At 40.9% G+C, this 26,796-nt stretch carries 16 protein-coding genes and 2 pseudogenes; 3 read left to right on the plus strand and 15 right to left on the minus strand.

What is annotated here, in order from left to right:
* Position 1 precedes the first annotated feature (1 nt).
* The gene (modD, locus tag CVS86_RS09595; RefSeq protein WP_107791739.1) at positions 2-835 is read left to right on the plus strand and encodes a ModD protein; all 834 of its coding nucleotides are present in this window, start codon (positions 2-4) and stop codon (positions 833-835) included.
* 568 nt (positions 836-1,403) lie between these two features.
* On the opposite strand, the gene CVS86_RS10320 is transcribed toward modD, so the two are convergent.
* The 9 genes and pseudogenes from CVS86_RS10320 to CVS86_RS09635 all read right to left on the minus strand — a co-directional run bounded on the left by CVS86_RS10320 (position 1,404) and on the right by CVS86_RS09635 (position 13,288).
* A complete protein-coding gene (locus CVS86_RS10320; RefSeq protein WP_413784229.1) occupies positions 1,404-2,564 on the minus strand; it encodes a methyl-accepting chemotaxis protein in 1,161 nt (386 codons plus the stop codon).
* 9 nt (positions 2,565-2,573) lie between these two features.
* A pseudogene (locus CVS86_RS10325) lies at positions 2,574-3,374 on the minus strand (nitrate- and nitrite sensing domain-containing protein); the annotation flags it as partial.
* A 321-nt stretch (positions 3,375-3,695) separates the two neighbouring features.
* Complete coding sequence (locus tag CVS86_RS09605) at positions 3,696-6,263, minus strand: molybdopterin-dependent oxidoreductase (protein WP_107791741.1); 2,568 nt, start codon at positions 6,261-6,263, stop codon at positions 3,696-3,698.
* Between the two features lie 280 nt (positions 6,264-6,543).
* Positions 6,544-9,051, minus strand: a complete 2,508-nt coding sequence (locus CVS86_RS09610) for a molybdopterin-dependent oxidoreductase (RefSeq protein WP_107791742.1) — start codon at positions 9,049-9,051, stop codon at positions 6,544-6,546.
* A 560-nt stretch (positions 9,052-9,611) separates the two neighbouring features.
* The gene (locus CVS86_RS09615) at positions 9,612-10,187 is read right to left on the minus strand and encodes a cytochrome c (protein WP_002942837.1); all 576 of its coding nucleotides are present in this window, start codon (positions 10,185-10,187) and stop codon (positions 9,612-9,614) included.
* Positions 10,188-10,284: 97 nt separating this feature from the next.
* Positions 10,285-10,713: an EamA family transporter gene (locus tag CVS86_RS09620; RefSeq protein ID WP_411160916.1), complete on the minus strand. Its 429-nt coding sequence runs from the start codon at positions 10,711-10,713 to the stop codon at positions 10,285-10,287.
* A gap of 45 nt (positions 10,714-10,758) precedes the next feature.
* Positions 10,759-11,682, minus strand: a pseudogene (locus CVS86_RS09625) (Dyp-type peroxidase).
* A gap of 20 nt (positions 11,683-11,702) precedes the next feature.
* A complete protein-coding gene (locus tag CVS86_RS09630; RefSeq protein ID WP_002942821.1) occupies positions 11,703-12,398 on the minus strand; it encodes a DUF4230 domain-containing protein in 696 nt (231 codons plus the stop codon).
* Positions 12,399-12,454: 56 nt separating this feature from the next.
* Positions 12,455-13,288 carry an MBL fold metallo-hydrolase gene (locus tag CVS86_RS09635; RefSeq protein ID WP_107791743.1) on the minus strand — a complete coding sequence of 278 codons (834 nt, stop codon included), beginning with the start codon at positions 13,286-13,288 and terminating at the stop codon, positions 12,455-12,457.
* 298 nt (positions 13,289-13,586) lie between these two features.
* Between CVS86_RS09635 and CVS86_RS09640 the strand changes: the two genes are divergently transcribed.
* Complete coding sequence (locus tag CVS86_RS09640; RefSeq protein ID WP_107791744.1) at positions 13,587-16,778, plus strand: S8 family peptidase; 3,192 nt, start codon at positions 13,587-13,589, stop codon at positions 16,776-16,778.
* Positions 16,779-16,822: 44 nt separating this feature from the next.
* Here the strand turns inward: CVS86_RS09640 and ilvA are convergent, their stop codons facing one another.
* Genes ilvA through CVS86_RS09670 form a run of 6 tightly spaced genes read right to left on the minus strand, consistent with a single transcriptional unit; the run spans position 16,823 to position 25,462 of the window.
* Entirely contained in the window at positions 16,823-18,034 is a 1,212-nt protein-coding gene (ilvA, locus tag CVS86_RS09645; protein WP_002942811.1) for a threonine ammonia-lyase, read from the minus strand.
* A gap of 14 nt (positions 18,035-18,048) precedes the next feature.
* Positions 18,049-19,158 carry a tRNA (uridine(54)-C5)-methyltransferase TrmA gene (gene trmA, locus CVS86_RS09650; RefSeq protein WP_107791745.1) on the minus strand — a complete coding sequence of 370 codons (1,110 nt, stop codon included), beginning with the start codon at positions 19,156-19,158 and terminating at the stop codon, positions 18,049-18,051.
* A 2-nt stretch (positions 19,159-19,160) separates the two neighbouring features.
* Positions 19,161-20,864 carry a Na+/H+ antiporter NhaC family protein gene (locus CVS86_RS09655; RefSeq protein WP_107791746.1) on the minus strand — a complete coding sequence of 568 codons (1,704 nt, stop codon included), beginning with the start codon at positions 20,862-20,864 and terminating at the stop codon, positions 19,161-19,163.
* Between the two features lie 9 nt (positions 20,865-20,873).
* A complete protein-coding gene (locus CVS86_RS09660; RefSeq protein WP_107791747.1) occupies positions 20,874-21,620 on the minus strand; it encodes an SDR family NAD(P)-dependent oxidoreductase in 747 nt (248 codons plus the stop codon).
* A gap of 8 nt (positions 21,621-21,628) precedes the next feature.
* Positions 21,629-22,840 carry an ankyrin repeat domain-containing protein gene (locus CVS86_RS09665; RefSeq protein ID WP_107791748.1) on the minus strand — a complete coding sequence of 404 codons (1,212 nt, stop codon included), beginning with the start codon at positions 22,838-22,840 and terminating at the stop codon, positions 21,629-21,631.
* Between the two features lie 36 nt (positions 22,841-22,876).
* Complete coding sequence (locus CVS86_RS09670) at positions 22,877-25,462, minus strand: bifunctional aconitate hydratase 2/2-methylisocitrate dehydratase (protein WP_107791749.1); 2,586 nt, start codon at positions 25,460-25,462, stop codon at positions 22,877-22,879.
* Positions 25,463-25,585: 123 nt separating this feature from the next.
* On the opposite strand from CVS86_RS09670, the gene CVS86_RS09675 reads away from it, so the two are divergent.
* On the plus strand, positions 25,586-26,044 hold the full coding sequence (locus tag CVS86_RS09675) for a methylated-DNA--[protein]-cysteine S-methyltransferase (protein ID WP_107791750.1): 459 nt from the start codon (positions 25,586-25,588) through the stop codon (positions 26,042-26,044).
* Positions 26,045-26,796 lie beyond the last annotated feature (752 nt).

The raw sequence follows: 26,796 nt of genomic DNA on the forward strand, positions 1-26,796 counted from the left end.
AATGAGACTAAGCGACGCTGAAATTTTAGACTACATAAACGAGGACCTACCCTACTTTGACCTCACAACGTCGCTTCAAGATATCGATAAAAAAGCCTCGCTTGAAATTTACTCGCGTGATGAAATTTGCGTTAGCTGCGTAGATGTGGCAGCAAGCATAGCAAGGCTACTTGGCTGCGAGAGCGAAATTTTTGTCAAAAACTCTCAAATTTGCAAGGTTGGTGATGTGATCATAAAAATTTATGGTAGCTACGAAGATGTGCATAAGGCTTGGAAACTAGCCCAAGTCGCACTAGAATATGCTAGCGCCATCGCAACCTACACAAATAAAATGTCAAAAGCTGCAAAAAGCGTCAATGAAAAATGCGAGGTCTTAGCAACCAGAAAGAGTTTCCCATTTGCAAAGAAATTTTGTGTAAAAGCCGTGCTTGAAGGTGGTGGCGGTATGCACAGACTTGGACTTAGCGACAGCGTTCTTTTCTTTAAAAACCACATAAAAGCCTACGCTAGCTTTGATGAATTTGTCTCACATTTGCCAGAATTTAAAGCCAAAATGGTCGAGCGAAAGATCTGCGTAGAGGCTGAAAATTTGGACGAAGCAGGCAAGCTTTTGAAAGCAAAATGCGACGTCGTGCAGTGTGATAAATTTAGCCCAGAGCTTATCAAAAACGTGCTAGCATTAAGAGATGAAATTTCGCCAAATACTATGATACTAGCAGCTGGCGGCGTAAATTTATCAAACGCAAAAGATTATGCAAGTGCCGATGCGATAGTAACTTCTGCAATGTACTCAAAAGGCGTTGCTGACATCAGCGCAAGACTTGAAATTTTGTAAAATTTTACAAATAAAAATACATATAATTTATATATCAAATAAGTTTTTATCAAATTTTATAATTCCGCATAATACCTTAGCAAGTATCAAGCAAATTTTAAAATTTGACAGAGTTTTTTATACGCATGCAGTGCTTTAGCACAATTGCATGCACCTCTAACGTGCGAGGGGCTTTACTTGGGCTTCGCCTCGTAACTGCAAGCAGACGTGGGATCTAAAGGGAGATAAGGGGGCGGACTTCGTGTCTGCCCTGCAGTTGCGAGCCTCGAAGCAAAATTTAAGTCCCCTTGTCTCTCTTTTGGATAAAAGAAATTTACAAATTTAATTAGCTATTATTGCAAATTTTAAAACTTTACTCACTCGCCTTAGCAGACTACTAAATTTAGGTCTCATAGCCACTCGCCACTAAATTTAGAGCCGTGATATGCTCGCTCATAAATTTTAAAATTTTATGGATAGTTTTATAAGTTGAATTTAGTATATAAAGCAGAAAAACAAGTAGCCTAAATTTACATAGCCCTCTAATGTTTTAGAGGGCTATGCTTTGTATTGTGCTTGGGTTTGTTTGTTAAAACCTCTTCTTCCTAACCTCTTCAACTATAGCTTTAGCCATCTCATCTACTTCTGATGTGACTGAGTTAGCTTGGTTTGCAATTACTACGTTTTCTTTTGTTAGATTATCTATTTGAGCAACTGATTGATTTATCATATTTATACCTTCACTTTGCTCTTTTATAGATTCACTCATCTCATTTATTGATTGAGCTAATACATTTGTATTTGCTTCTATCTCACCTAGAGATTTTTGAGTACGTTCAGCTAGCTTTCTTACTTCATCAGCCACGACGGCAAATCCTCTACCATGCTCTCCTGCACGTGCTGCTTCAATTGCAGCATTAAGTGCTAGAAGGTTAGTTTGATCTGCTATATCTCTAATGATAGTTATGATGTTTTTAATCTCATCACTTTGTCTTATAACATCAGCTGTCTTTTGAGAGATGGCATTCATTGAGCTAGACATTTGCTCAACTGCAGCAGCAGATTCTTGTAAGCTATTTGCTTGAGTGTTTGCTGAGCTTGCTACTTTTGATACTGACTCAGCTAAAAGTTTAGCTTTTTCTTCTAGTACTTGTGCTTGGTTTAGATTGTCATTTAGCATTTTAGATATTTCAATGCCAAGTGAGTTTATACCACTTGCTATCTTACCATCATCATCAAGTCTTTTTGTAAAGTCTTGGTTTTTATAAGTGTTTAGTAGATCAAGTACATCTTTGCCGTTACTTGAGATTGCATTTTTAAGAGCAAGTTGTAGATCTTTAAATGTGCTTTTTAGTTGGTTTAGAGCTGGGTTATTAGTATCTGCTTCTAGGCTTGCTTCATAGTTGCCATCTTTTATCTCATTTACAAAGGTGTTGGCTTTTTGGATGAAGGTGTTCTCTTTTTCTTTAGATGTTTGGATCTTTTGGATGTTTTCATTTATAAGAGAAGACATGATGCAAATTTCATCTTTACCTTTTAAGCTTAGAAGTTTGGCAGAATTTGTCTTGTTGTTTAGATATAAGAAAAACTCACTTAGCCCGCCCTTTACGCTATCGATGCCTGAGATGATATTTTTACCGACAAAAAATGAAACCAAAACAAGCAATAGTATAAAACAGGCAAGTAAAATAACCATAGAAACAGCTAAGTTGCCAGCTTCGCTCATATCTTGTAAAGCTTTATCTTTCATATCATTTAATAAATAAAGCTCATAGTTTCTAAAGTTATCGATCAAATTTGTGATGCTTTGAAACCAACTAGCCGCTTCGAACTTGCTAGCTGTCTCATCTGGAGTAGCGATAGCACTTTTGATGATATCATCTATCTTTTTAAACTCATCACTTTGCAAGATCTCTTTTTGCAGGCTGTCTGCGTATGTGCCCGCATTAAATTTCACGTAGTCATTTATGAGATTTTTGATATTTGCGTTAAATGAAACCAAATTTACGTATGTATTTTTATCGATGTTATGTTTTATAAAGGCAGCATTTAGCACCGCCCTTGTGATACCAAAATACTCTTTGATCTTTGAAATGCTAAAAATTCTAGCCAAGTTATCTTTCATATCAGGCTCAGAACTGCTTGCGAGGGAATTTTCAAATATAAGTGTATTTTCGATCATATCGTGAAATTTAGGAGCTATGAGAGCAAAACTTTCTTTGTTATCTACTTTGGCTCTTATGCTATTAAGCTCGCTTGAAAGTTCATCTTTGTTAGAAAGTTTAGACAAAACGCCATCAACTTTAGCTCTTTGCTCTTTTAAATTTTTATCAGCATCTTTGCCATTAGCTATAAAGCCTGCGCTATAACCGCGCTCTTTTTGAAGTTCATGGATAAATTCACTTTGTTTTATGATATCTTCAGCTGTATTAAGACTTGATACAGCTTGGCTTCTAGTCTTAAAAACTCCATTTAAAATATAAATACTTGTTGCGCTTAAACAAATAAGACTTAAAATTACAATTAGTAGGATCTTTATTTTTATACTTAGATTATTCATTTTTCATTCCTTTGCATTACAAGATACGTTATATTGGCTGTTTCTCCCAAAAACGAAGCGGATTTTATTACTTTAATAATTAAATATAACTTGAAAATGTAAATTACATTTAAGCAACAATAAATTTACTTTACAAAACAAATGCCCTATTTTAGGTGATTTAAGAAAATTTTAATTACAAATAAATAATATTAATTAATAAAAAATATTTAAATTTTCTCTAAAATTTACGAAAATAAATAGATAAATTTGAAAAAGTAGTTAAAGATATTTTATAAGCAAAGATAAATTTAAGCAGGAGATCACTCCCCTGCTTTGAAATTATTTAGAAAATTTTGGCTCAGAAAATGCTGTAAGTTTTGGTGCTTCATCGCCTTGATATTTTCTGATATTTACAAGAGCTGTATGGCTGATGTTGCCGTTTGCTAGCTTACTTGTTGGGATATCTATGGTTAGCACGTTTGCAGAGCCGTTTTTGCAGATGCCACTGTCAAAGCCGTCATACCAAGCACCTTCAGCTAGTTTTACAACGCCCTCTTTGATATTTTTAGTCACATAGGCACCCGCTAAAACCTCGCCACGAGCGTTAAATACACACACCAAATCGCCTGTTTTTACACCAAGCTCTTTTGCGTCATTTTCGTTTATCCATACTGGTTCGCGGTTAGCGATAGCATACTTGTCACGAAGTGAAGTTTGGCTTAGCTGTGAGTGCAAGCGGTCAGTTGGGTGAGCGCTTATCATGTGGTATTTTGCTGGTTTATCTTTCATGCCTAGCCACTCGATCGGCTCAAACCAAGTTGGGTGTGCTTTGCAGTCGTCATAGCCCATTTTATCGATCGTATCTGAGTAAATTTCGATAAGACCGCTAGGCGTTCCAAGGGCGTTTAGCACAGGATCTTCTCTAAACTCGCCAAGTCTTACCCAATTATCACTATCTTGAGATGAGGCAAATGTGACTGGCTTATTTTCATTCCAAAACTCTTCAAATGGCTTCATGTCGCTTGCAAGCTCAGGGACCGCCTTTACTTGAGCGTAGGCTGCGTCATAGTACTCTTTGATCCAGTCAAACTCGTCTTTGCCGTTATCTGTGTAGGCTATGACTAAATTTTTAGCATAAGCCTTGCAAAGATCAGTGAAAATTTGATAATCATCTTTTGCCTCGCGGTATTTTTCAACGACTTGTTTCATTGGTACGATATTCATGTTTGAATAATCACCTGTCATCGTAATGTCGTTTCTCTCATACTCTGTGGTAACTGGAAAGATGATATCAGCCATCTTTGCTGTAGGTGTCCAGTAGGCTTCATGAACGACTACGGTTCTTGGCTTTCTCCACGCTTTTAAATTTGTATTAGTATCTTGGTGATGAACTAATGGGTTGCCGCCGACCCAGTAGATAAAGTCGATGTCTGGATAGGTGATCTTTTTGCCGTCGTGATCTATCACTTTGCCAGGGTGAAGCAACGCATCAGCGATACGAGCTACTGGGAAAGCGTAGTTGGTTGCTTTTTGTAGCCAGCTTTGACCTGTGCCTGCTACTGCGGCTGCTTTTGCGACGAAGCGACCGTGTTTGTCAAATTCGCCCGTATCAGTGCCGATAAACTCGCCTTTTTCGTTAAATTTACCCACACTCGCGCTATTTACGCCGCCGATGACTGCGCCTTTGCATGTTGGTGCGCCGCCGTTTGAGTAGTGGTAGCTTAAACCAAAGCCTCCACCTGGTAGGCCTATCTGGCCGATCATAGCAGCTAGCGTTACCATCGCCCAGTGTGGTTGCTCGCCGTGGTGAGCGCGCTGCATACCCCAGCCACTCATTAGCATCGTGCGGTTGCTTACAAATGTATCAGCTAGCTCTTTTAAAGTATCTTTGTCGATACCACAAATTTTGCTCGCCCACTCTAAATTTTTAGGAGTGTTGTCTGTCTTGCCTAGTAGATATGGGAGGAATTTATCAAAGCCATAAGTGTAGTTTTCGATAAATTCTTTATCGTATTTGCCGCTTTCATATAGGTAGTGCATCATGCCTAGCATCATCGCTGTGTCGGTGTTTGGCACTGGAGCGATCCACTGAGCTTTGTCGAAGTATTGTGCTGTTTCAGATCTGATAGGATCGATAACGATCACTTTGATATCTTTTTTGTTTTTTAGCTCTTCAAAGTATTTAAAGCCTTGCTCATCAGTCGCTGTCCAAGCTATACGAAGTGTCGCAAGTGGGTTTGCGCCCCAGATGACTACGACTTTTGAGTTTTCAAGCACGACTGGCCAGCTAGTTTGCTGCTCATAGACCTCGATACTGCCTACAACGTGAGGCATGATGATCTGGCTAGCACCTGTTGAATAGTCGCCTAGCGAGCCAACAAAGCCGCCACTTAGGTTCATAAATCTATGAAGTAAAATTCTTGAGTTATGCACATTGCCGCTTGACTTCCAGCCGTAGCTACCTGCAAATACACTCTCTAAGCCCTTTTGCGCCCTAGTCTTTTTAAGCTCTCTTGCAACTAGCTTGATCGCCTCTTCGTAAGGCACCTCGACCCACTCATCGATGCCGCGAAGCTCTGGTTTTGGGCTATCTGGGTTTTCAAGGTAGCTCTTTCTTACCATTGTGTGTTTGATACGACTTTTATAGATCATATCTGGTGTGTAGTATTGAAGTGGATTGTAAATTTCACTTGTCTTTTGGATAGGCTCTGACTTTACAGCGATGCCGTTTTTGGTTGTAACTTTTAGCATGCCCCAGTGAGCAGCTGTAAGAGTTTTGCCATTTTTTACAACGCCCTTTTTAACCTCATCAGCAAACAAATTTGAAGCTGTTACGCCTGAAAGCAAAGGTGTAGCTGCAAGCGCTGTTGCACCTTTTTTTAGAAAATCTCGTCTGTTCTCGTTCATTTTTTCTCCTTTTATTATCTTTAACTTCTCGCCTAGGCAAAGCCTAGACTGCGAGCGGAAGTGCAAGCACTCCCTGCACCCACCTAAAGTTATTTGTCCGGCTATGCGGACTAAATTTTGGTTTTCTCTCTAAGCAAAACATATTAAATTTAAGACCAAGGTTTTGATCCTAAATTTTTGTTTAACTTCTCGCTTGAGCAAAGTCCAAGCTGCGACCAGTAACCCATCGCTCGCATCGCTAGCGATATGCTTCGCTCACTTATCCAAATTTACAGTCCGATCAGACTGAAAATTTTGGCTCTTTAAAGGCGCTAAGCCCTGGTGCTTCGCCTTTAAATTTCTTGATATTAACAAGCGTCGTATGCGAGATATTTGCATTTGAGAGCTTGCTAGCTGGGATATCGTTTGTTAAAACGTTTATGCAGCCATTTTTGCAAACACCCTTCTCATCTGGGTCGTACCATGCGCCCTCGCAAAGTCTTGCTACGTTGTAGCTCACATCATCGCTCACCACAGCGCCTGCTAAAATTTCACCTCTCTTGTTATAAACACGCACGATATCGCCTGTTTTGATGCCAAGCTTTTTAGCATTTTTAGTGTTTATCAAGATCGGCTCACGATCAGCCACCGCGTACGTATCTCTAAGCGACGTTACGCCTAGCTGAGAGTGCAAGCGCACGCTTGGGTGTGGGTTTAGCAGGTGAATGCTGGCTGATTTTTTCTTCGCACCCAGCCACTCAGCAGGCTCCATCCACATAGCATGGCCCTTGCAGTCGTCGTAGTTCATATTTGCTATCGTCTCTGAGTAAATTTCTATAAGACCACTTGGCGTGCCAAGAGCGTTTAGGATAGGATCTTCTCTAAACTCAGCGTGTCTTACCCAAGCCTCGTTCTCTGCGGTTGAGTCAAATTTAGTAGGCTCGTTTTTCTCCCACCACTCACTAAATTTAGGCATTTTTACGCCAAGAGCTTTGTTCTCATTGATGACTTTAGCGGCGCTATCGTAGTATGACTTGATGAAATCAAGTGGCTCTTTCGCCCCATCAGTGTAAATTTCAGCTACGCCGTCAGCATAGGCCTTGCTTAGATCAGAGAAAATTTGATAGTCATCTTTTGCCTCGTTTTGTTTGGCTACGACTTGCTTCATCGGCATGATGTATTGGTTAGAGTAGTCGCCCACCATAGTGATATCATCTCTTTCATAAAGCGTAGTTACTGGAAATACAATATCAGCCATCTTCGCTGTTGGCGTCCAGTAAATTTCATTTACGACAACCGTTCTTGGCTTTTGCCATGCACGTTTTAGCTTATTTAAATTTTGCTGGTGGCCAAATGGATTGCCTCCTGCCCAGTAGATGAAGTCGATGTCTGGATAGGTGATCTTCTTGCCGTTATGATCTATCGTCTTGCCAGGGTTTAAAAGCACGTCAGCTATGCGAGCTACTGGGAAAGAGGCTGCTTGCATCTCTTCTATCTCCGCTTTTAACCTCTCATCAGCCACGTCTTTTGCATATCCTTTAAATTTACCATCTTTGATGACGCCGATATCTGCTGGGTTGATACCGCCAACGACCGTTGCTGTGCTAGTTGGCACGCCGCCACCGCTGTAGTGATAGCTAAAACCAAAGCCTCCGCCTGGTAGGCCTATCTGACCTAGCATAGCAGCTAAAGTGACTAGCATCCAGTAAGGCTGCTCGCCGTGGTGAGCACGCTGCATAGCCCAGCCGCCCATTATCATCGTGCGGTTTTTGTACATTTTAACAGCAAGCTCTTTTATCACCTTTTCGCTGACGCCACAAATTTTGCTCGCCCATTTTGGTGTTTTTGGCTTGCCATCTTTTTTACCAAGTAGATACGGCAAGAATTTATCAAAGCCAACTGTGTAGCTCTCTAAAAACTCTTTGTCGTAGTTTTTGGTCTTATATAGATGATATGCCATGCCAAGCATCATAGCTGTGTCGGTATTTGGCACTGGAGCGATCCATTTTGCCTTGCCGTCAAAGTAGTTACCCGTTAGGCTCTTGATAGGGTCGATGATGATGATCTCTTTATCGCTATTTTTTAGATCTTCTAGGTATTTATATCCTAGCTCATCAGTCGCTGTCCAGCCAACTCTTAGCGTAGCTACTGGGTCACTTCCCCAGATCACCACTACCTTTGAGTTTTCAAGTACCACCGGCCATGTAGTTTGCTGCTCATAGACCTCTATGCCGCCCATAACGTGAGGCATGATGACCTGCCCTGCACCTGTCGAGTAGTCGCCAAGACCGCCGACAAAACCGCCAGTTAAGTTCATAAATCTAGCCAAAAGCGTAGTTGAGCTGTTGAAATTTCCGCTTGATTTCCACGCTGGAGACTTCGCATAGACGCTAGCAAGGCCTCTTTGGGCTCTTGTCTTTTTTAGCTCTCTTGCAACTAGCTTGATCGCGTCCTCATACTTTACCTGTACCCACTCATCTTGACCGCGAAGCTCTGGCTTTGGACTATCTGGGTTTTCAAGATAGCTCTTTCTCACCATAGGATGCTTGATGCGGCACTTGTAGATCATATCTGCAGTGTAGCCTCTTAATGGATTTGGTATACTGCTTAAGACGCTAAGTGGCTTTGAGCCAGTCACAACGCCGTCTTTTACGCTAACATCCATCATACCCCAATATGCAGAGGTTCTAACGCTGCCATTTTGTACTAAGCTTGGTTTTACACTGCCATTTCCACTAAAAGCGCAACCGCCTAGAAATGGTGTAGCAGCTAAAGCCAAACTACCTTTTAAAAATTTTCGTCTTTGCATTAATAAATACCTTTTTTACTTCTCGCCTAGGCAAAGCCAAGGCTCCGAGCAGTCACCCATCGCTCGCATCGCTAGCGATATGCTTCGCTCACTCTCTCCCGCACAGATACCAAGCAGTTGGTATCCTCTAAAGGCGGTCGTTCACCCACCTAAAGTTACTTGTCCGACTACGCGGACTAAATTTTGGTTTTCTTCCTGAGTAAAACACATTAAATTTAAGACCTAGTTTTTGATCCTAAATTTTGGTTTTACTTCTCGCCTAGGCAAAGCCTGGGCTCCGAGCAGCCACCCATCGCTCGCATCGCTAGCGATATGCTCCGCTCACTCTCTCCCGCACGGATACCAAGCAGTTGGTATCCTCTAAAGGCGGTCGCTCACCCACCTAAAGTTACTTGTCCGACTACGCAGACTAAATTTTGGTTTTCTCAAAACAAAATACATCAAATTTAAAACCATGGTTTTGTGATCTAAATTTAATTCTTTGTTTTGGTTTTACAAAGTGCAAATTTAAGCCCTTTTAGCTTGCAAAACTGGTTAAATTTTGCTTACAAAAGTGCTATTTATTTGCCTAAATTCACATCAGATGAGTGTTTTTGTAGATATTCTATAACTAGCCACTCGTCTTTTTTCTCTATTGCGGTTCTGCCGATCATTGATTTTAGAAGTGACGGCCATTGATTTGCGTTAAAGTGCGTAGTTTGAGGCAACGCATGGCAAACGCCACAGCTCTCTTTATACATCTTATCAGCTTTTGCAAACATCGCATTTACATCTGTGCTAAAGCCATCTTTTTGAACGAAAACTGTCGTTTCTACCTCGTTCCATTTGCCGTTTTTGCCCTCTTTTATCACTTTGATATCAAAAGGTGCAGTTTTTGCAAATGCTACTGAGATGATCCTCGCGCCATCAGCAAAATAAACTACGTTGCTAACGGCTGGGTTTTGATAGCCTTTTACTTTGATCTGTGCTCTGTCGCCACTTGTTTGCAAAATTTCAACTGCGTTGGTTGGTAGCAGTCTGCCTATGCTCTTAGCTGAGTTTGCGTCAGCATATACGTCCTTTACGACATCTGTGTAGTTCATGCCTGCACCAAATGCAGCACAAGCTACGATGGCTGATAGAATAATTTTTTTCATATTTCTCCCTTCAAAATGAAATTGTCAAATTCTAGAGGCTTTTTGATTAATTACAAATTAAAATTAAAAATATACTTTAAGAATAATGCAGAAAATTTTATTTAAAAATGAGTAGAAACACGCCAGATACGATAAGACAGACGGCTAAAATTTCTTTTAAATTTAGCCTCTCACCAAGAAATATGACAGCCAAAATGATAGCCAGCACAACGCTAAATTTATCAACCAGCGCTACTTGATAGACTTTACCTGCTTGCATAGCTTTAAAATACATGAGCCATGAAAGCCCAGTCGCCATGCCACTTAGTATGAGAAAGAGCCAGTTTTTGGGACTTAGAGAGCTTAGCGGTTGCCATTTTTTAGCCACGCTTAAAAGCAAAACAAGCATAAAAATGACAACGATCGTTCTTATAAATGTCGCAAAATCGCTATCGATATCTTTTACGCCAAGCTTTGCAAAGATCGCGGTAAGTGCAGCAAAAACAGCCGAAAGAGCTGCATAGATAAACCACTCTGGCATCTTTATCCTTATAAATTTAAAGGGGCAAATTTGCTTTGCCCCAAGCTAAATTTATCCCTCGTAATCGCCAAGCATATCAAGCGTAGGAGCAAAATATAAAGCCCCAGTTACTGGCGTACTAAAGTCAAGTAGCCTATCTGAGTTGCCTTTAGGCTCGCCGATAAACATCTTTTTAAGCATAAGCTCAACCGTTGAAAATGTGCTTGCATAAGCGATGAAGTAAGTGCCTGTTTTGCTGCCTTCAGTAAATGGCATATTGCCACGCACGACCTTTTTATCGTCGCCTACATTTGCAGCAGCTGAGTGTGAATTTGTAGGTTTTACGCTCTCGTCCATCTCAATGTCATACTCTTTTGAGCGGCCTATAACCTTTTCTTGCTCGCTTACGCTTGTGGCGTTCCACTATTTCATTTTGTGGAAGTATTTTTGAACAAAAACGTAGCTACCGCCTTTAAATTTAGCATCCTCTTTGCCAACTTTTGCAAAGTGGTCTCTATCTTCGCCATCAGGATTTTCAGTGCCATCGACAAAGCCAATTATCGCTCTGCCGTCGTGATACTTAAAGCCTTGAGTCTCATCTGTAAGCTCTGCAAATTTAAACAAAACTTCTTTGACATTTTGCGCCATGTCAAAGCAGTCAGCCGCATTTAGCGCGCGGATGTGGATGTGGATATCGCCTTTTGTGCTAACGGCTTCATGTTTATCGCCTTTGATCGCTTTAAAATTTACAAGCTCTTTTGGCAATTCTTTTGAAATTTCAAGCTTTTTCCAAGCATCATGACCCACGCCAAGGACGCAGTTTACATTTTCATTTGCGCCAAATCTAACTTTAGCAGTTTTGTTTAAATTTACAACCAAAGCACAAAGCTTAGCAAAGCCCTCTTTACATGCTTTTTTGTCGCCCTTTAAAACCCATGTTTGAAAGACTGTATTGTTGCCAGGTGCTTGTGTGACCTCTTGTGAATTTACACTCATTTTTTCTCCTTTTTAAAGTTTTATGCTATGTTTTCTAAATTTAGTTGCTCGTTGATCTGCTCGTCACTATCGTCAAAGACAAACTCGACCTTGTTTGCGCCAAAGCTCTTAGCTATCGCTTCAAGCGTGTCGCGAGCTGATTTGTGGATTTTACTTTGAAGCTGCGAGATAAGGCGAACGCTCATCTTTTTGACTTCATTTCTAGCCTCTTCTATCAGCCTATTTTTGTCTTCTTCTGTAAAAGTGCTACCAAAAAAGCCATTTAGCGAGTCAGGCAGCAAAAATGGTATAAATTTGCCGTTTTTCTCGTCGTAAAATTTCATATCGGCGATTGAAAATTTATACTTACATGGGGGCATTTTTATCTTATAGCTAGAGTTTGCGATCTGCATGATCTCGAGCTTTGGACTGGTTAGATCGTAGATGAAATTTATCTCAAACTCAAATATCATCGAAAGCTTCTTCTCGCTTACTAGCCACCTTAGATACTCTTTGCCAAAATTTCCAAACGCATGATCTGTCTTTGTGACGATCTCTTTGCTATAGACCTGAAAGACGGACAGCTCGCCGATGCTTTTAAGCTGCGAAATTTCAGTGCTGACTGAGACATTTTCGCTATCATCTTTTGCCTTTTTTAGCGCCTTGTTTGACCTATAAAATGCAAATGCCAAAATAGCTAGCAAGATAGCTAATATCAAATTTGCGTATTCGCTCATATTTTCTCCTTTAAAGCCCGCATTTTATCCTAAATTTGTAAAGCAAAAGAAATTTATCACTCAGGCAAGGTGATGGGGCTATTGTAAGGCATGTGAGCTCCTACTATCTTTGTAGTCTCGTCCTCCAAGCCATCAAGCACCTTTTCTCTCGTTTTAGCAGCTTGGGCTGGATCTATATCATAAGTGATAGATATGCTTGGCTCGACCTCTTGCACTGCTAGGACGTGAAGAAGATCAGCTATAAAGATGATCTTGTCATTATCTGCCTCAAAGCTTATCATGTTGTGCCCTGGAGTGTGACCGTAAGCTGGGATAGCTCTGATCTTTAGCGCCCCGTCAAATAGCGGCTTTTTATGGTCGAAAAAACTCTTATCGTCTTTATAAAGCGATAAAATTTCTTTTGTCCTCTCATCTTTGCCCTTCATCCAGTAGTCCCACTCCTTTTCATCTATAAAAAGCTTGGCGTTTTTAAATGTCTTTTTGCCACCATCTATGAGCCCGCCTATGTGATCAGGATGAGCGTGCGTGATGATGACGTAGGTTAGATCCTCTGGCTTTATATTGCCAAAAGTTTGCAGATCATACTTTAAAACCTCCAAGCTATCTTCATAACCACTATCTATGAGCGCCGTGTAGTCATCGCACTTTGCAAACATTACGTTGTGTTTGTTTGGTAAATTTTTAGTATTTGCCACAAGCTCTTTTTGCGCCTCATCTTTGGCTATTAGCTTATCTACTGGTGCGTCAGTCGTCTTTAGTGAAAATACATAAAGATTGCATCCGCCCATAGCTCCTATCCATACTTGATCGTTTTGTTTGCTAACCACTTCATCATCGGCACAAAAAGCCAAAGTGCAAAACAACGCAAGGCCTAATAAACTCTTTTTCATATCTCATCCTTGAATAAATTTGCGAAATTTTAGTCCTGTAAATTTAATGAAAAATAATAATCCTTTAAAAAAATATATAAATAATAGTTTTAAAAATAGAGATAAAAAAAATTATATTTAAATAACTAATTTTAGATTAAGTCTTTTATAAAATATCTCGTTAAATGTAAAACTAGCGTAAACAACGTATATTTTCGTAAATTTAGCCTACGATTTTTCATTAAATTATTATTATTTTAATTAATAATTTATTTTAAGAATTTTAGAATTGATTTAAATTTTATGTAAAGGACGAGATATGAAAAGATCCGTTTCAAGCAAAAATTGCATCCTTTTAAGTGTTGCTTGCTGCACTCTTTTACTTGCTAATCAGCTAAGTGCTAGTGAGCAAAACAGAGGTAAATTTGGCGATATAAAAAGCTGGCAGAGCGATGAATACAAGGCCGACTGGGGTTTAGTGAGCATGAACGCAGCCGTTGCATATGCTCTTGGAGCAACTGGCAAAGGCGTAACGCTTGGTGTGATGGACTCTGGTGTGCTACTTAGCCATCCAGAATTTAGTGATGGCAGAGTAAGTGCACTAAAAGTCTCTGGTAGCTACTATAAAGATGGTCAAAGATACCCAGATACAGAGCATGGCAACTCACCATTAGTTGGAAAAGGCAGCGTAGATAAAAATAAAAAAGACTTTGGTGACTTTAAAAAAGGTGAAGAATTTAGCATAGATGGTGACTGGATAGCTGGAGTAAACGACTCTCACGGCACTCACGTAGCTGGCACGATAGCTGCGTCAAGAGATGGCGTGGGTATGCACGGCGTAGCATTTGACGCAAGGCTTATAATGGGCAATACTGGCGGCACAGATGGCATGACATATGGTCCAAATCAAGACTACAACTTCTTTTTAAAATCCTACGAGGGACTAGCAAAGAGTGGAGCTAGAGCGATAAATAACAGCTGGGGTTCAAACCGCAAATTTTACAAAGCCTATGAAGGTGCTACTGGATATGATGGTGGCAACAACCTAGACATAAAAGATCTTGATGCTGCCTATAAAAGCTACTATCCATTTGTAGTAAATGGCAAAAATTTCTTAGATGCAGCATATGAGGTCGCTACAAGATATGGCGTCATCCAAATTTTTACAGCTGGTAATAGAGACGGGATGAAAGAGTCATATACAAGAGCGATGCTCCCATACTTTAGACCTGATGCTGAGAAGTACTGGCTAAACGTCACTGGCCAGCTAGAGGGCGACACGCAGCGTTACAACACACCTGGTCACTCAAAATGGTGGAGCGTGGCAGCACCTGCAAAACCTATATACTCAACCGTCGTTGATCTAACAACTGGCAAAGCAGACTACGGCACAAAAGGCGGCACATCAATGGCAGCTCCACACGTCACTGGCGCACTTGGTGTCATCATGCAAAGATACCCATATATGAATAACGCTCAGATAAGAGAGGTGCTACTAACTACTGCAAGGCAAGTTCATGATGACTTCAAAGAGCCAGCCGATACTAGAAAAATTTCAGGCTTTAGTGCTGCGCTTGGAGTGCCTGATGAGCGCTGGGGCTGGGGCGTAGTGGATCTATATAAGGCGATGTTTGGACCAGGTCAGCTTCTAGGAGTGTTTGATGTAAATTTAAATAGCGATGATATCTACTCAAACAACATAAGCGATGTAGCTATCAAATTTAGAAAAACAGAAGATGATGCAGAGGCTAAAATTTGGACTGAGCGCAAGGCTGAGCTAGAGAAAATAGCAAATTTAACACCAGAGCAAAAAGCTGAACTTGAGATAGGTAACGCTAGAGAAAGAGCAAGAGAGCTAAGGGCAAGTGAGGGCTACGAAGGTACTCTTATAAAAAGAGGTCAAGGCACACTAAGCCTAGCAGGAGACAACTCTTACACTGGCAAAACCATAATAAAAGGTGGCAAGATCACAGCTCTTAATCAATCTCTAAAATCAAGCGACGTGATAGTAGAAAATGGCGGCGCACTAGAAATTGTAAGAGAAATGAGCGTGCCAAAGGTTAGTAGAAATAAATTTACCTTGCAACTATCTTTAGGAGAAGTGACCAAAAAAAGCTCAAATGACGTAGTAAAAGCCACTATAAAATCAGGCGGTAGCTACATCGTCTCAAACGGCGCTTCAAATTTAGATCTAAATTTCGAGAAAAACTCGTTTATAAATATAAGTGAGCCAAGCTTAGAGATCATGCAAAGGCTCTATAACGACAGCACAAAATCAAAAACATTTACAGCAACTGGAAATTTCAAAGGCTACGAAGATACCCTTTCAAAAGAGTATGCATTTTTTGATCTTGGTAAAAACTATAGCGACAACAAACTAGAACTCACCCTTAAAAAGTCAAAAAATACAATGACAAGCATCGCAGCTAATGACAACCAAAAGAAGGTGGCACAACTAATAGAGAGCACAGCTAACAAACCAGCACTACTCCCTTCACCATTTAGAAGCAGACCAGCAGTCATCACAAGCGATCTTTATAGATACTTCATCTACACTACGCCAAAAGAGGCAAGACAAACTCTAAAAACATTTGCTAATGAGGCAAATTTAGCTCAGCACAATGCATTTTTACTAGAAAACATCATGCTTAAAAATGCAGTTATCAACCACGAATCTGACCCATTTGGCACAAGAGCGAGCGACATAAATGGTATGAAATTTTGGTCAAATACCATGTTTGATGCTATGAAATTTAATGACATAAAAGCAAACTCTATGACACAGCTTTTTGGATTTGATGGCAGCGTAAATGACGCATTTGTACTTGGTGGCGTTCTTGGCGCTAGTACTGAAAAGATAAAAGAAGACGGCGATGATGTTTATAAGACAAAAGGTAAAAGCATCGGCATCTATACAAAAAGCGAGATCGCTAGCACAAAACTGGACCTTGGAGTCTTATACACAGATGCTAAGCGCAAAACGCAAAATGGTGCGACAATAGCTAGCTTTTACTCAAATGATCATATAAAGAGCAAAGAAAAAGCGCTTAATGCTTATGCAAATTTGGCCCTAACTAGCTTTAACACAGAAAATTTCTCTCTAAATCCTTATGTGGGTGCAAGCTATCTACGCATAAAAACTGATAGCACAAGCCAAAATGTAGGAATTTTCAAAATGGATGTTGATGAAAAAACTAGAAATCTAGGCATTTTTAGCCTTGGTCTAAACCCTAGCGTGCCATTTAGCCTTGGCAATATGAAGATGAAATTTGAAGCTGATCTAGCCTATAACAGACTAGTTGGCGATACAAAACCAACTATTGGTGTAAATGTCGCAAATGCTGGATACCTAGAGCTAGATGGAAAAGAGGTTAAAAACCTTGGTACAGCTAGCCTTGGCATAAAAGCAAATGTCTATAAAAATGTAAATTTAGGCCTTTCTTACACTGGAGCTTTTGCTAAAGATGTAAGATCAAACAGCGTAAATGCTAAATTTGAGATATTGTTTTAGTTAGTTAGATGCTCGCTGCTTGAAAAGGTAGCGAGCTTTTGAATTTAGAAGAGTTGAGTGAAAGAAAAGCCGTTTTTATTAAGCGTATCTTTGATCTTTTCTTGGTGTTCAAGCCCCTTTGTCTCAAGCGTGATAGTGATGCTAGCGTCGCCGTAGTCAAGCTTAGTAGAGAAGCGGTCGTAGTCAATCTTAACGATGTTTGCATTTGCTGATTTAAGACTATCAGTTAGACTCATGAGCGCTCCTGGCTTATCTACAAGCGTGATTTGTAGTGTCATCTTGCGGTGAGACTTGATAAGACCCTTTTCGATGATGATAGAAAGCACCTGCACGTCGATATTTCCACCACTTAGCACCACGCCTATCTTTGCGCCTTTTTTAAATTTGATCTTATCATGCATAAGTGCTGCCACGCCAGCTGCGCCAGCTCCTTCAACCACGATCTTTTGCGTCTCTAGCAAGAACAAAATCGCAGTTGCGATCTCCTCATCATCGACCTGCACGAACTCATCCACGCACTCAACGATATTTTTAAGCGTTATCTCGCTCGCATCACGCACAGCGATGCCATCAGCTATAGTGCGCACTGACTTTGAGTTTATGCTCTTTTTAGCGCCGTAGCTGTTAAACATAGCTGGAGCGCCCTTTGCGCCGACGCAAACGACCTTTGTTTTTGGATTGACTTGTTTTATACAGCTTGCCACACCGCTAGCTAAGCCACCGCCGCCAACTGGCACTACAACCATATCAAGGTCGCTTATCTCATCAAGCATCTCAAGACCCACAGTGCCCTGCCCTGCCATGACGTACTCATCGTTAAATGGATGAACAAAGGTCATATCTTTTTCTTTGGCGTAATTTACTGCAAATTCATACGCCTCATCAAAGTTATCACCTTTTAAGATCACTTCAGCGCCAAGGTCCTTTGTACCAGCTACCTTTAGAAGCGGGGTTGATTCTGGCATGACGATGCAAGCATGCACGCCAAATTCTTTTGCACTTATCGCCACACCTTGAGCGTGATTGCCAGCGCTTGCAGCCACGACGCCACGTTTTCGCTCCTCGTCACTTAGGCTAGCTATTTTATTGTAAGCACCTCTTATCTTGTAAGCTCCAGTTCGCTGTAAATTTTCTTCTTTCAAATAGACATTTGCGCCTAAAATTTTACTAAGTTTTGCACTTAGCGCAAACGGAGTTTTATTTACAAAGTGACCGATCGTTATCTTTGCTTGGATTATTTTGTTTAATGAAACCATTTTCAACTTTCCTTTTAAAATTTATCTTTTGCCTCTAGTAGCACGCCGCACTCGATGTGGTGAGTGTTGGCAAACTGATCAAAGAGCGCAAATTTTATCACTTTATGGCTTTTAGTAAGCTCATTTAGATTTTCTTTTAGCGTCTCTGGGTTGCACGAGATGTAGATGATGTTTTTGAAATTTTTGATGAAATTTATGACACTCTCGCTTAGTCCAGCGCGTGGCGGATCGACAAGGACGTGCGAGAAGTTAAAGTCGCTTAATTTTATATCTTTTAGCCTATTAAACTCCCTAACACCAGCAAATGCGCTCATTAGCTCATCAGCATCCATACGCAAAAATTTGATATTTTCTGCCCCATTTAGCTCGCAGTTTTTAAGGGCATTTGCGATCGAGCTTTTTGAAATTTCAGTGGCAAGGACGTTTTTAAATTTAAACGAAAGTGGGATGGTAAAATTTCCATGTCCGCAGTAAAGCTCCAGCAGGTCAGCACCACCTTGCACGCACTCTTTTGCCCAAGCTATCATCTTTTCATTTACCGCTTTATTTGGCTGGATAAAGGCATTTTCACTTAGGCTAAATTTAAAAATTTGCCCATCAACATTTAGCTCATCAACTAAATTTAGCTCGCCACTTAGCAGCTTTTGACCGCGAGATCTAGCTAAGATCATCACATCAAGCTTGCTAGCTAGAATTTTCATCGCTGCCTCAAACTCACTATCAAGCCTTTTATGATAAAGAAGCGTGACTAAGGTGCCACTTTTACAGGCGATAAACTCCACTCCAAAGAGCTTTGTGCGCAAAATTTCATCATTTTGTAAATTTTCAAGTAGCCTTGGCATGAGATGTGAAATTTGCTCGCAGACCTTTGGGCACTCATCTATGAAGACCCTTTTGCCCTTCTCGCTTGCATGCATCGTGTAGCTAAGCTTGCTACCCTCGTGCCAGATGCCAAACTCAGCCCTCGTGCGGTAGTGCTTTGGGCTTGAGCTAAAAACATCAAATTTGCCCTCATAAAATGGGGAGAAATTTTGCTTAATAAGATCAGTTTTAAATGAAATTTGCTCACTATAAGGGGTAAAAAGAGTGCATGATCCGCACTCTTTTAGGTATTTGCAGTCCAAATTTAAGCCGCTTTCTCTTCGACTTTTTTGCCTACAAATCTAACCAAAGCCCAGATCGCTAAAAATCCGCAAGGAAGTGCGATCCAAACGCTAAGACCAAGTGCGACAGGCAAGTAGCCAACAAGCACACAAACCGCGCAAACGCTAAGTGCGTAGATCATCTGTGTTGAGACGTGATCGATGTGGCTACATCCTGCACCCATTGATGAGAGTATCGTAGTATCTGAGATCGGCGAGCAGTGATCACCAAAGATAGCGCCCGTTAGAACGCTTGAGATATTTACGATCATATAAGCGTGCATCGCGTCACCATCTAAGCCATAGTTTTTGCCGACTGCATAAGCTAGCGGGATAGCTAGAGGCATCAAAATGCCCATTGTGCCATAGCTTGTTCCAGTTGAAAAGCTGATAAATGAGCCAAGGATAAAAACAGCCACTGGCAGGATAAATTTAGGCGTTGAGTCACTTAGTAGATCAACCAAATATCTTGAAGTGCCAAGCTCTTTGATAACCGCGCTAAGGCTCCATGCAAGAAGCAAGATAACAACTGTGATGATCATAGTTTTCCAGCCCTTTACCCACGTGCTAATGGCCTCTTTTACATCAAAAATTTTGCGCCAAACGCCCATCGTGATAGCTACTATACTAGCAAGTAGCGCTGCTTGAAATAGCGATGTAGCAGAGTCTGCTGCGCCAAAAGTATCTTTAAATGTTGAAAACGAAAGTGGATTTGCAAGTGCATTTTTAAGAGTATCGCCCTCAAGCGCAGCAAGACCGCTAAAATAAAAGCTAGTAAATGCGCCGATAACTAGCACAAGAAGCGGCACGATAGCATTTGAAGCGCTTAGTTTCACGCCCTCTTTTGGCTCAAGAGTCTTGTCCTCAAGGTCTTGAATTTGCGTTTTTCCAGAGTGAAGCTCACCCTTTCTAGCGCGTCTTTCAGCTGCTAGCATAGGTCCGTACTCACGCTGCATCAAGGCAGTACAAACGATGAAAAACAATATAAAAAGGTTATAAAATCTATATGGAATGGTCTCTATAAATACCGAATATGCGTTGATACCAGTCTCGCCAACTAGCTCGTAGCCCTTTTCGATGAGTGAGACCTCAAGGCCGACCCATGTCGAGATGATAGCGATACCAGCGATCGGTGCTGCAGTAGCGTCGATGATGAAGGCTAGTTTTTCACGGCTTATTTTAAATTTATCGCTTATTGGTCTCATGATAGGGCCAACGATAAGGGCATTTGCGTAGTCATCGAAAAATACAAAGATACCCATAAGCCAAGTTGAAATTTGAGCTGAGACGCCAGTCTTTGCCTTTTTGCTAAGCCAAAGAGCGACCGCCTTTGTACCACCCATCTTTGTGATGAGTGCGACCACGCCGCCGATACAAAGTACTTGAAGCAAGATGCCTGCATCAGTGCTATCAGCCATCGACTCAACCACTCTTGAAACGATGCCTGTAAAGCCTTTTACGATGCCCATAAAGACGTTTTCATTGATGATATTTATGAGAAACGTTCCGCTAAAAACACCGATAAACAGCGACAATATAACGTCTTTTGTGATAAAAGCGAGTGCTATTGCCACAACAGGCGGTATAAGCGTGAAGACACCGTAAATTTCAGCGTTTCTCTTTGCCACTTCTGGGTCGACACCAAAAAGCGCGGCACTAAAAAATAGTAATAATAAAATTTGTCTCACAAGAACTCCTTAAAATTTTTCTATCGCAAGCCCAGCCCAAGTCTGCGTATTTGCCATGACTTCGACCCTGTTTATATTGACACTTCCTGGCATATTTAGACAATTAACCAAAATAGTCGCTATATCCTCAGACGTGATGAAATTTGTATTTTCATAAAGACTATCCGCCCTCGCCTTATCTCCTCTAAATCTAACCTCGCTAAATTCAGTCTTGCAAAGCCCTGGCTCGATGTTTGTCACCCTGATATTAGTGCCAACTAGATCGTTTCTTAAATTTAGACTAAACTGCTTTACAAAGGCCTTTGTAGCGCCATAAACGTTGCTGCCAGGATATGGCCATGAGCCAGCTGTCGAGCCTAGGTTAAAGATATAGCCCTTTTCTTGCTTGTAAAGTAGTGGCAAAACCGCCTTTGTAGAGTAGATGAGACCCTTTACGTTGGTGTCTATCATCGCCTCAAAATCCTCTACCTTCGCATCTATCGTCTTTTCAAGTCCAAGCGCCATGCCAGCGTTGTTTACAAGCACTTCTATGTCCTTAAATTTATCAGGCAGGCTCTCTACCGCCTTAAAAACAGCCTCTTTATCGCGTATGTCAGCTACGATGATATGCGTATCGCCAAGCTCATTTGCAAGCTTTTTTAGCCTATCTTCGCGCCTTGCAAGAGCGACTATCTTGTAGCCCTCTTTTGAGAGTCTTCTAGCGATAGCCTCGCCAAATCCAGATGTTGCACCGGTTACAAAAGCTGTCTTTTTCATATCTCTTCCTAATTAAAATTTGGTTTTAAACCAAGCTCTTCTAAAAATTTAATATTTTTTTCGTTTTTATCTTTAATCGCATAATCAAGCGCGTTAAACCCAGCATCATCAGTCGCGTTTATATCAGCGCCGCTATCTATCAAAAGCTTTAAAATTTCAGGCGTCGCGTGAGCTGCTGCATGCATGAAAACGCTTCTGTTTGTATGCTCCAAACCACACGTATCTTCTACTTGCATCATGCCTAAATTTATCATATTCATCTTAGATTGCTCGTCGATATAGCTCTCGTTTGCATTTGCCCCACTCTTTAGCAAAAGCTCACAAAGAGGCGCATCCTCAAACTGCACAGCGTAAAAAAGCGCACTTTTACCAAAGAAATTTTTATGATTTACATCGGCTCTATTTTTAAGCAAAATTTTCACATTTTCTAAATTTTTAAGAGCAAAAAATAGCGGTGTCTCATCGCCTAAATTCAGGTCAGCCCCGCGCCTTATGATCTCTTCTATCATCTCGCTACTTTTGTCATTTAGCAGTGCGATATCAAGTAAATTTGTAAGCTCAGCGGTGGTGAAATTTTTAGAATAAAGCAAATTCGCAAGCTCGTCTTGACTTAGCTTTTGAGCCATCATCTTTTGCTCAGAAGTTAGAGCCTTAGCCTTATTTACCTTTTTGCCGACACTAAAGCTTAAAAACTCATTTATCACGCTAGTTGCGTAGTAAGCGGCACTTGCGCTATCAACGCCTAAAGCTTCATAAAATTTAACTAGCGGAGTTTGAGCGTTTTTATAAGCTTCGCTAAATTTTTTATATTTTAAGAAGTTAAACAAGCTCTCATTTGCCCAGTATCTAAAGTACTCCATCTGAGCGTCTTTTTGAGCCTCAGCAGCCTCTGGCTTTGCAAGCTCTTTTTGATAGATTTCAGGAGCAAACGATGCTTTTAGCAAGATCCATCTAAATTTATTTAAATTTTCTCTATAAACGCCCTCGCCAACGCAGCTTTGAGACTCACTTCTAACTGCCACACTCGTATCAAAAAGCTCTTTTACCTCTTTTAAATTTAAAAGCGAGCCATCACAATAAAATAGCCCCTCATTCGCGTAAGCAAGCTCGTTTGGAGTAGTTTTAAAGATCTCTTTTTTAGCAAGGTCACTGCACTCTAGTGCGTGTAAATTTACAAAAAGAAAACTGCTAAAAAAGAGAAAAAAAGCTACTTTTTTCATCAAAGCTCCTTAAAATTTCGCGATATTGTAACAAATTTATATACTAAACTCGCTTATTTCATTAAAATTTAGGTATTTATAAATTTGATCTTTGTTTAAACTAAGACTATCTCTTACTATCTTTTTATACTCACTAACGCTTGGCAAACGCCCTAGTAGCGCGCATACAGCAGCTAGCTCAGCACTTCCTAGATAGACCTTTGCGCCCATGCCCATTCTGTTGTCAAAATTTCTAGTCGAGGTCGAAAAAACGACGGCATTGTCGTTCACCCTTGCTTGATTACCCATGCAAAGCGAGCAGCCTGGCACCTCTGTCCTAGCATTTAACCTTTTAAAAATTTCATAAACGCCCTCATCTTCAAGCGTCTTTTTATCCATCTTTGTTGGCGGCGCGATCCAAAGTCTAGTAGTAAGCTTGCTCTCACGCTCTAAAATCCTAGCAAGCGCCCTGTAATGCCCGATGTTTGTCATACAGCTACCCACAAAGACCTCGTCGATATTATGCGCTCTTTTGCTATCAGCTAAAATTTCACTTAGCGTAGCCACGTCGTCTGGGTCGTTTGGACAGGCCAAAATCGGCTCATCTATCTGCGATAAATCAATCTCTAAAATTTCAGCGTAGTTTGCATCCTTGTCGGCTCTTAAAAGAGTTGGATTTTCTAGCCATTTTTGCATCTTCTCTTTTCGTCTGGCAAGCGTTTCATGGCTCTCATAGCCTGCTTTTATCATAGCTTCAATTAGCGCAACGTTTGAGCGAACATACTCCACGACGCTATCAACGCTTAAATTTACCACACAAGCAGCCGCCGAGCGCTCAGCCGAAGCGTCACTTAGCTCAAACGCCTGCTCCACTTTTAGGCTCTCAAGCCCTTCTATCTCTAAAATTTTGCCCGCAAAAATGTTCTTTTTATTTTTTTTCTCAACGCTTAAAAGCCCTTTTTTGATAGCAAAATAAGGTATCGCATTGACTAGATCACGAAGCGTCACGCCCTCTTTTAGCTCGCCTTTGAATTTGATCAAAACTGACTCTGGCATATTTAGCGGCATCATACCAAGCACCGCCGCAAACGCCACTAGGCCGCTACCTGCTGGAAAGCTGATACCAATAGGAAATCTCGTGTGACTATCGCCGCCAGTGCCCACCGTGTCAGGCAAGACCATGCGGTTTAGCCACGAGTGGATGACGCCATCACCTGGTTTTAGGCTCACGCCACCACGAAGCGTCATAAATTTAGGCAGGCTCTTTTGCATCTCAAGGTCGCTTGGCTTTGGATAAGCAGCTGTGTGACAAAAGCTTTGCAAGACAAAATCCGCCCCAAAACTAAGGCTAGCAAGCTCTTTTATCTCATCTCTGGTCATGGGTCCTGTGGTGTCTTGCGAGCCAACGGTCAAAATTTCAGGCTCCACGTAAGCCCCAGCTCTCACGCCAGCCTTGCCACAAGCCTTGCCGACCATCTTTTGAGCAAGCGTATAGCCACCGCCTAGCTCTTTTGGCTGATCTGGCTTTATGAAAATTTGCTCCTCGCCAAGTCCCAAGGCTTCCCTAGCCTTTTTGGTCACTTGCCTACCTATCATCAAAGGTATCCTGCCGCCTGCTCTTATCTCGTCGCTTAGGGTGTTTGGACTTAGTTTAAAATTTGCCACGAGCTTTTTTTCATTGCCTGCAAGCTTGTAAATTTCACCCTTAAATGGATAAATTTCTAGCTCATCGCCCATTTCAAGCTCATTTACGTTTGCGACTATCGGTAGCGCGCCACTATCTTCAGCGGTGTTAAAAAATATCGGAGCTATGGTCGTGCCGATCACGATGCCACCAGTTTTTTTGTTTGGCACGCCCTCTATCTCATCGCCAAGGTGCCACTGGATAGAGTTTATACCGCTCTTTCTGCTGCTACCAGTGCCGACCACGTCGCCAACATACGCCACGCTCTTGCCGCGACTTTTTAGCTCTTTTAGTATTTCTAAACCCTCAGGCATCTTTTTAACCAGCATCGCCTTTGCGTGAAGCGGTATATCAGCCCTTGTATAGGCCTCACTAGCTGGGCTTAGGTCATCTGTATTTGTCTCGCCAGGCACTTTAAAAACCACTGCCTTTATGCACTCATCAAGTGGCTTTTTATGCGTAAACCACTCGGCATTTGCCCAAGAAGCAAGCACCTCTTTTGCAAATTTATTGTTATTTGCTAGCCTTGCTATCTCGTCAAAATGCTCATGCACCAAAATGATGTTTTTTAGCTCATTTGCCGCAGCTTGCGCGATAGTTTCGTCGCTATTTTTTAGCGCTCGCACTAAAATTTCTACATTGTATCCGCCAAGCATCTTGCCTAAAATTTTAATGGCACGAACCGCATCAAGGCCGTCTATTTTAAGCCCGTCTATCACCTCGCCAAGAAATTCTGCCTTTATCTTTGCCGCGTCATCAACGCCAGGATTTACGCGATTTGTGAGCAAATTTATAAGAAATTTTAGCTCGTTTTGCGCCTTTTCATCGCCACTAGAGTTGCCAGCAAGTCTCATTAGCTCGCAAATTTCGCTTGTTTGCTTGGCATTTAGCGCAAGTGGTGGCACGCCCTCTTTTTCTCGCTCACTCACGTGTTTTTCGTAGTCGGTAAAAAAGCTCATAAATTTCCTTTGTGATTTTTGCTCGTTTTTAGTCTAAAATCGCTGATTTTGCTTGCATTTTATCAAAAAGCAAAACAATCTAAAGTAAAATTTGCCCAAAATTTCAAATTTCAAGGAGCAAATGTGTCAAAAGCCTACCTAAAATCACCCATTGGAATTTTAGAGATCGTTGCTAGTGAAAATGGAATTTGTGAGATAAATTTTGTAGATAAATTTGAAAAAATAGCGGTAAAAGATGAAAATTTAAAGCTTTGTTTAGATGAACTGGAGGCCTATTTTAAGGGCGAACTTAAAAAATTTAGCGTTAGACTTGATGTAAAAACGACCAAATTTAGAGCTAAAATTTATGACGTTTTACAAAAAGTGCCATACGGCGAAACAACCACCTACGCAGCTCTAGCACTTGCTGCAGGCCACAAAAACGCTTACCGAGCAGCAGGCTCTGCAAATGCCAAAAATCCACTGCCTATCATCGTCCCTTGCCACAGAGTGCTCTCTCACAGCGGCCTTGGTGGCTACTCAGGCGGCGAAGGTCTGCCAACTAAAATTTGGCTTTTAGAGCACGAAGCAAAGCATAAATAGCTATAAATTTAAATTTGACCCTCAAAAGTTTTCATTAAATTTTAAAATTTATGAGCGAGCGTATCTAAAATTTATTAGAGCTTTTAATTCGCATGCAGTGCAAAGTACAATTGCATGCACTTCTAACGTGCGAGGGGATTGAGGGATCTAAAGGGAGATAAGGGGACGGCTTTGCTTCGCTAGCTCGCAACTGCAAGCAGACCGTAATTCAAGTCCTCTTGTCTCCCTTTTGGATAAAAGAGTTTATAAATTTAAAGTTGTGATTTCAAAAATAGAAATTTGCTATTTCTGTAAATTTTAAATTTTCATTCACTCGCAAGAATTGACTACTAAAATTTGGCTTCGCTTACAGCTTAGCTCAAATTTTAGAGCCGAAATTACTCGTTCATGAAATTTTAAAATTTGCAAAGATTACAAGTATGAGTAGAAAAATAAAAGACTAAGATAAAAATTTAAAGTCTAGAAATTAAAGCAGATATAAGATATATAAATGATTAAATTTAAAAGACAATTTATTAAACCCCAACCCAGCTTAAACTGGGTTGGGGTTTATGAATATTAATGAAGTGTTTTGTCTTAAACAAATTTGATTTTGTTAAAACTCTAAAGAAAGAAGTTTAAAACCTCTTCTTCCTAACCTCTTCAACTATAGCTTTAGCCATCTCATCTACTTCTGATGTTACTTCGTTTGCTTGGTTAGCAATTACTACGTTTTCTTTTGTTAGGTGATCTATTTGAGCAACTGATTGATT

This window comes from Campylobacter concisus (assembly GCF_003048605.1).
Lineage (GTDB): Bacteria > Campylobacterota > Campylobacteria > Campylobacterales > Campylobacteraceae > Campylobacter_A > Campylobacter_A concisus_BM.

Bases quoted from the DNA above. Each gene is read 5' to 3' on its own strand.
- modD (WP_107791739.1), top strand. From the start codon at position 2: ATGAGACTAAGCGACGCTGAAATTTTAGACTACATAAACGAGGACCTA.
- CVS86_RS10320 (WP_413784229.1), bottom strand. From the start codon at position 2,564: ATGAAAGATAAAGCTTTACAAGATATGAGCGAAGCTGGCAACTTAGCT.
- CVS86_RS09605 (WP_107791741.1), bottom strand. From the start codon at position 6,263: ATGAACGAGAACAGACGAGATTTTCTAAAAAAAGGTGCAACAGCGCTT.
- CVS86_RS09610 (WP_107791742.1), bottom strand. From the start codon at position 9,051: ATGCAAAGACGAAAATTTTTAAAAGGTAGTTTGGCTTTAGCTGCTACA.
- CVS86_RS09615 (WP_002942837.1), bottom strand. From the start codon at position 10,187: ATGAAAAAAATTATTCTATCAGCCATCGTAGCTTGTGCTGCATTTGGT.
- CVS86_RS09630 (WP_002942821.1), bottom strand. From the start codon at position 12,398: ATGAGCGAATACGCAAATTTGATATTAGCTATCTTGCTAGCTATTTTG.
- CVS86_RS09635 (WP_107791743.1), bottom strand. From the start codon at position 13,288: ATGAAAAAGAGTTTATTAGGCCTTGCGTTGTTTTGCACTTTGGCTTTT.
- CVS86_RS09640 (WP_107791744.1), top strand. From the start codon at position 13,587: ATGAAAAGATCCGTTTCAAGCAAAAATTGCATCCTTTTAAGTGTTGCT.
- ilvA (WP_002942811.1), bottom strand. From the start codon at position 18,034: ATGGTTTCATTAAACAAAATAATCCAAGCAAAGATAACGATCGGTCAC.
- CVS86_RS09660 (WP_107791747.1), bottom strand. From the start codon at position 21,620: ATGAAAAAGACAGCTTTTGTAACCGGTGCAACATCTGGATTTGGCGAG.
- CVS86_RS09665 (WP_107791748.1), bottom strand. From the start codon at position 22,840: ATGAAAAAAGTAGCTTTTTTTCTCTTTTTTAGCAGTTTTCTTTTTGTA.
- CVS86_RS09670 (WP_107791749.1), bottom strand. From the start codon at position 25,462: ATGAGCTTTTTTACCGACTACGAAAAACACGTGAGTGAGCGAGAAAAA.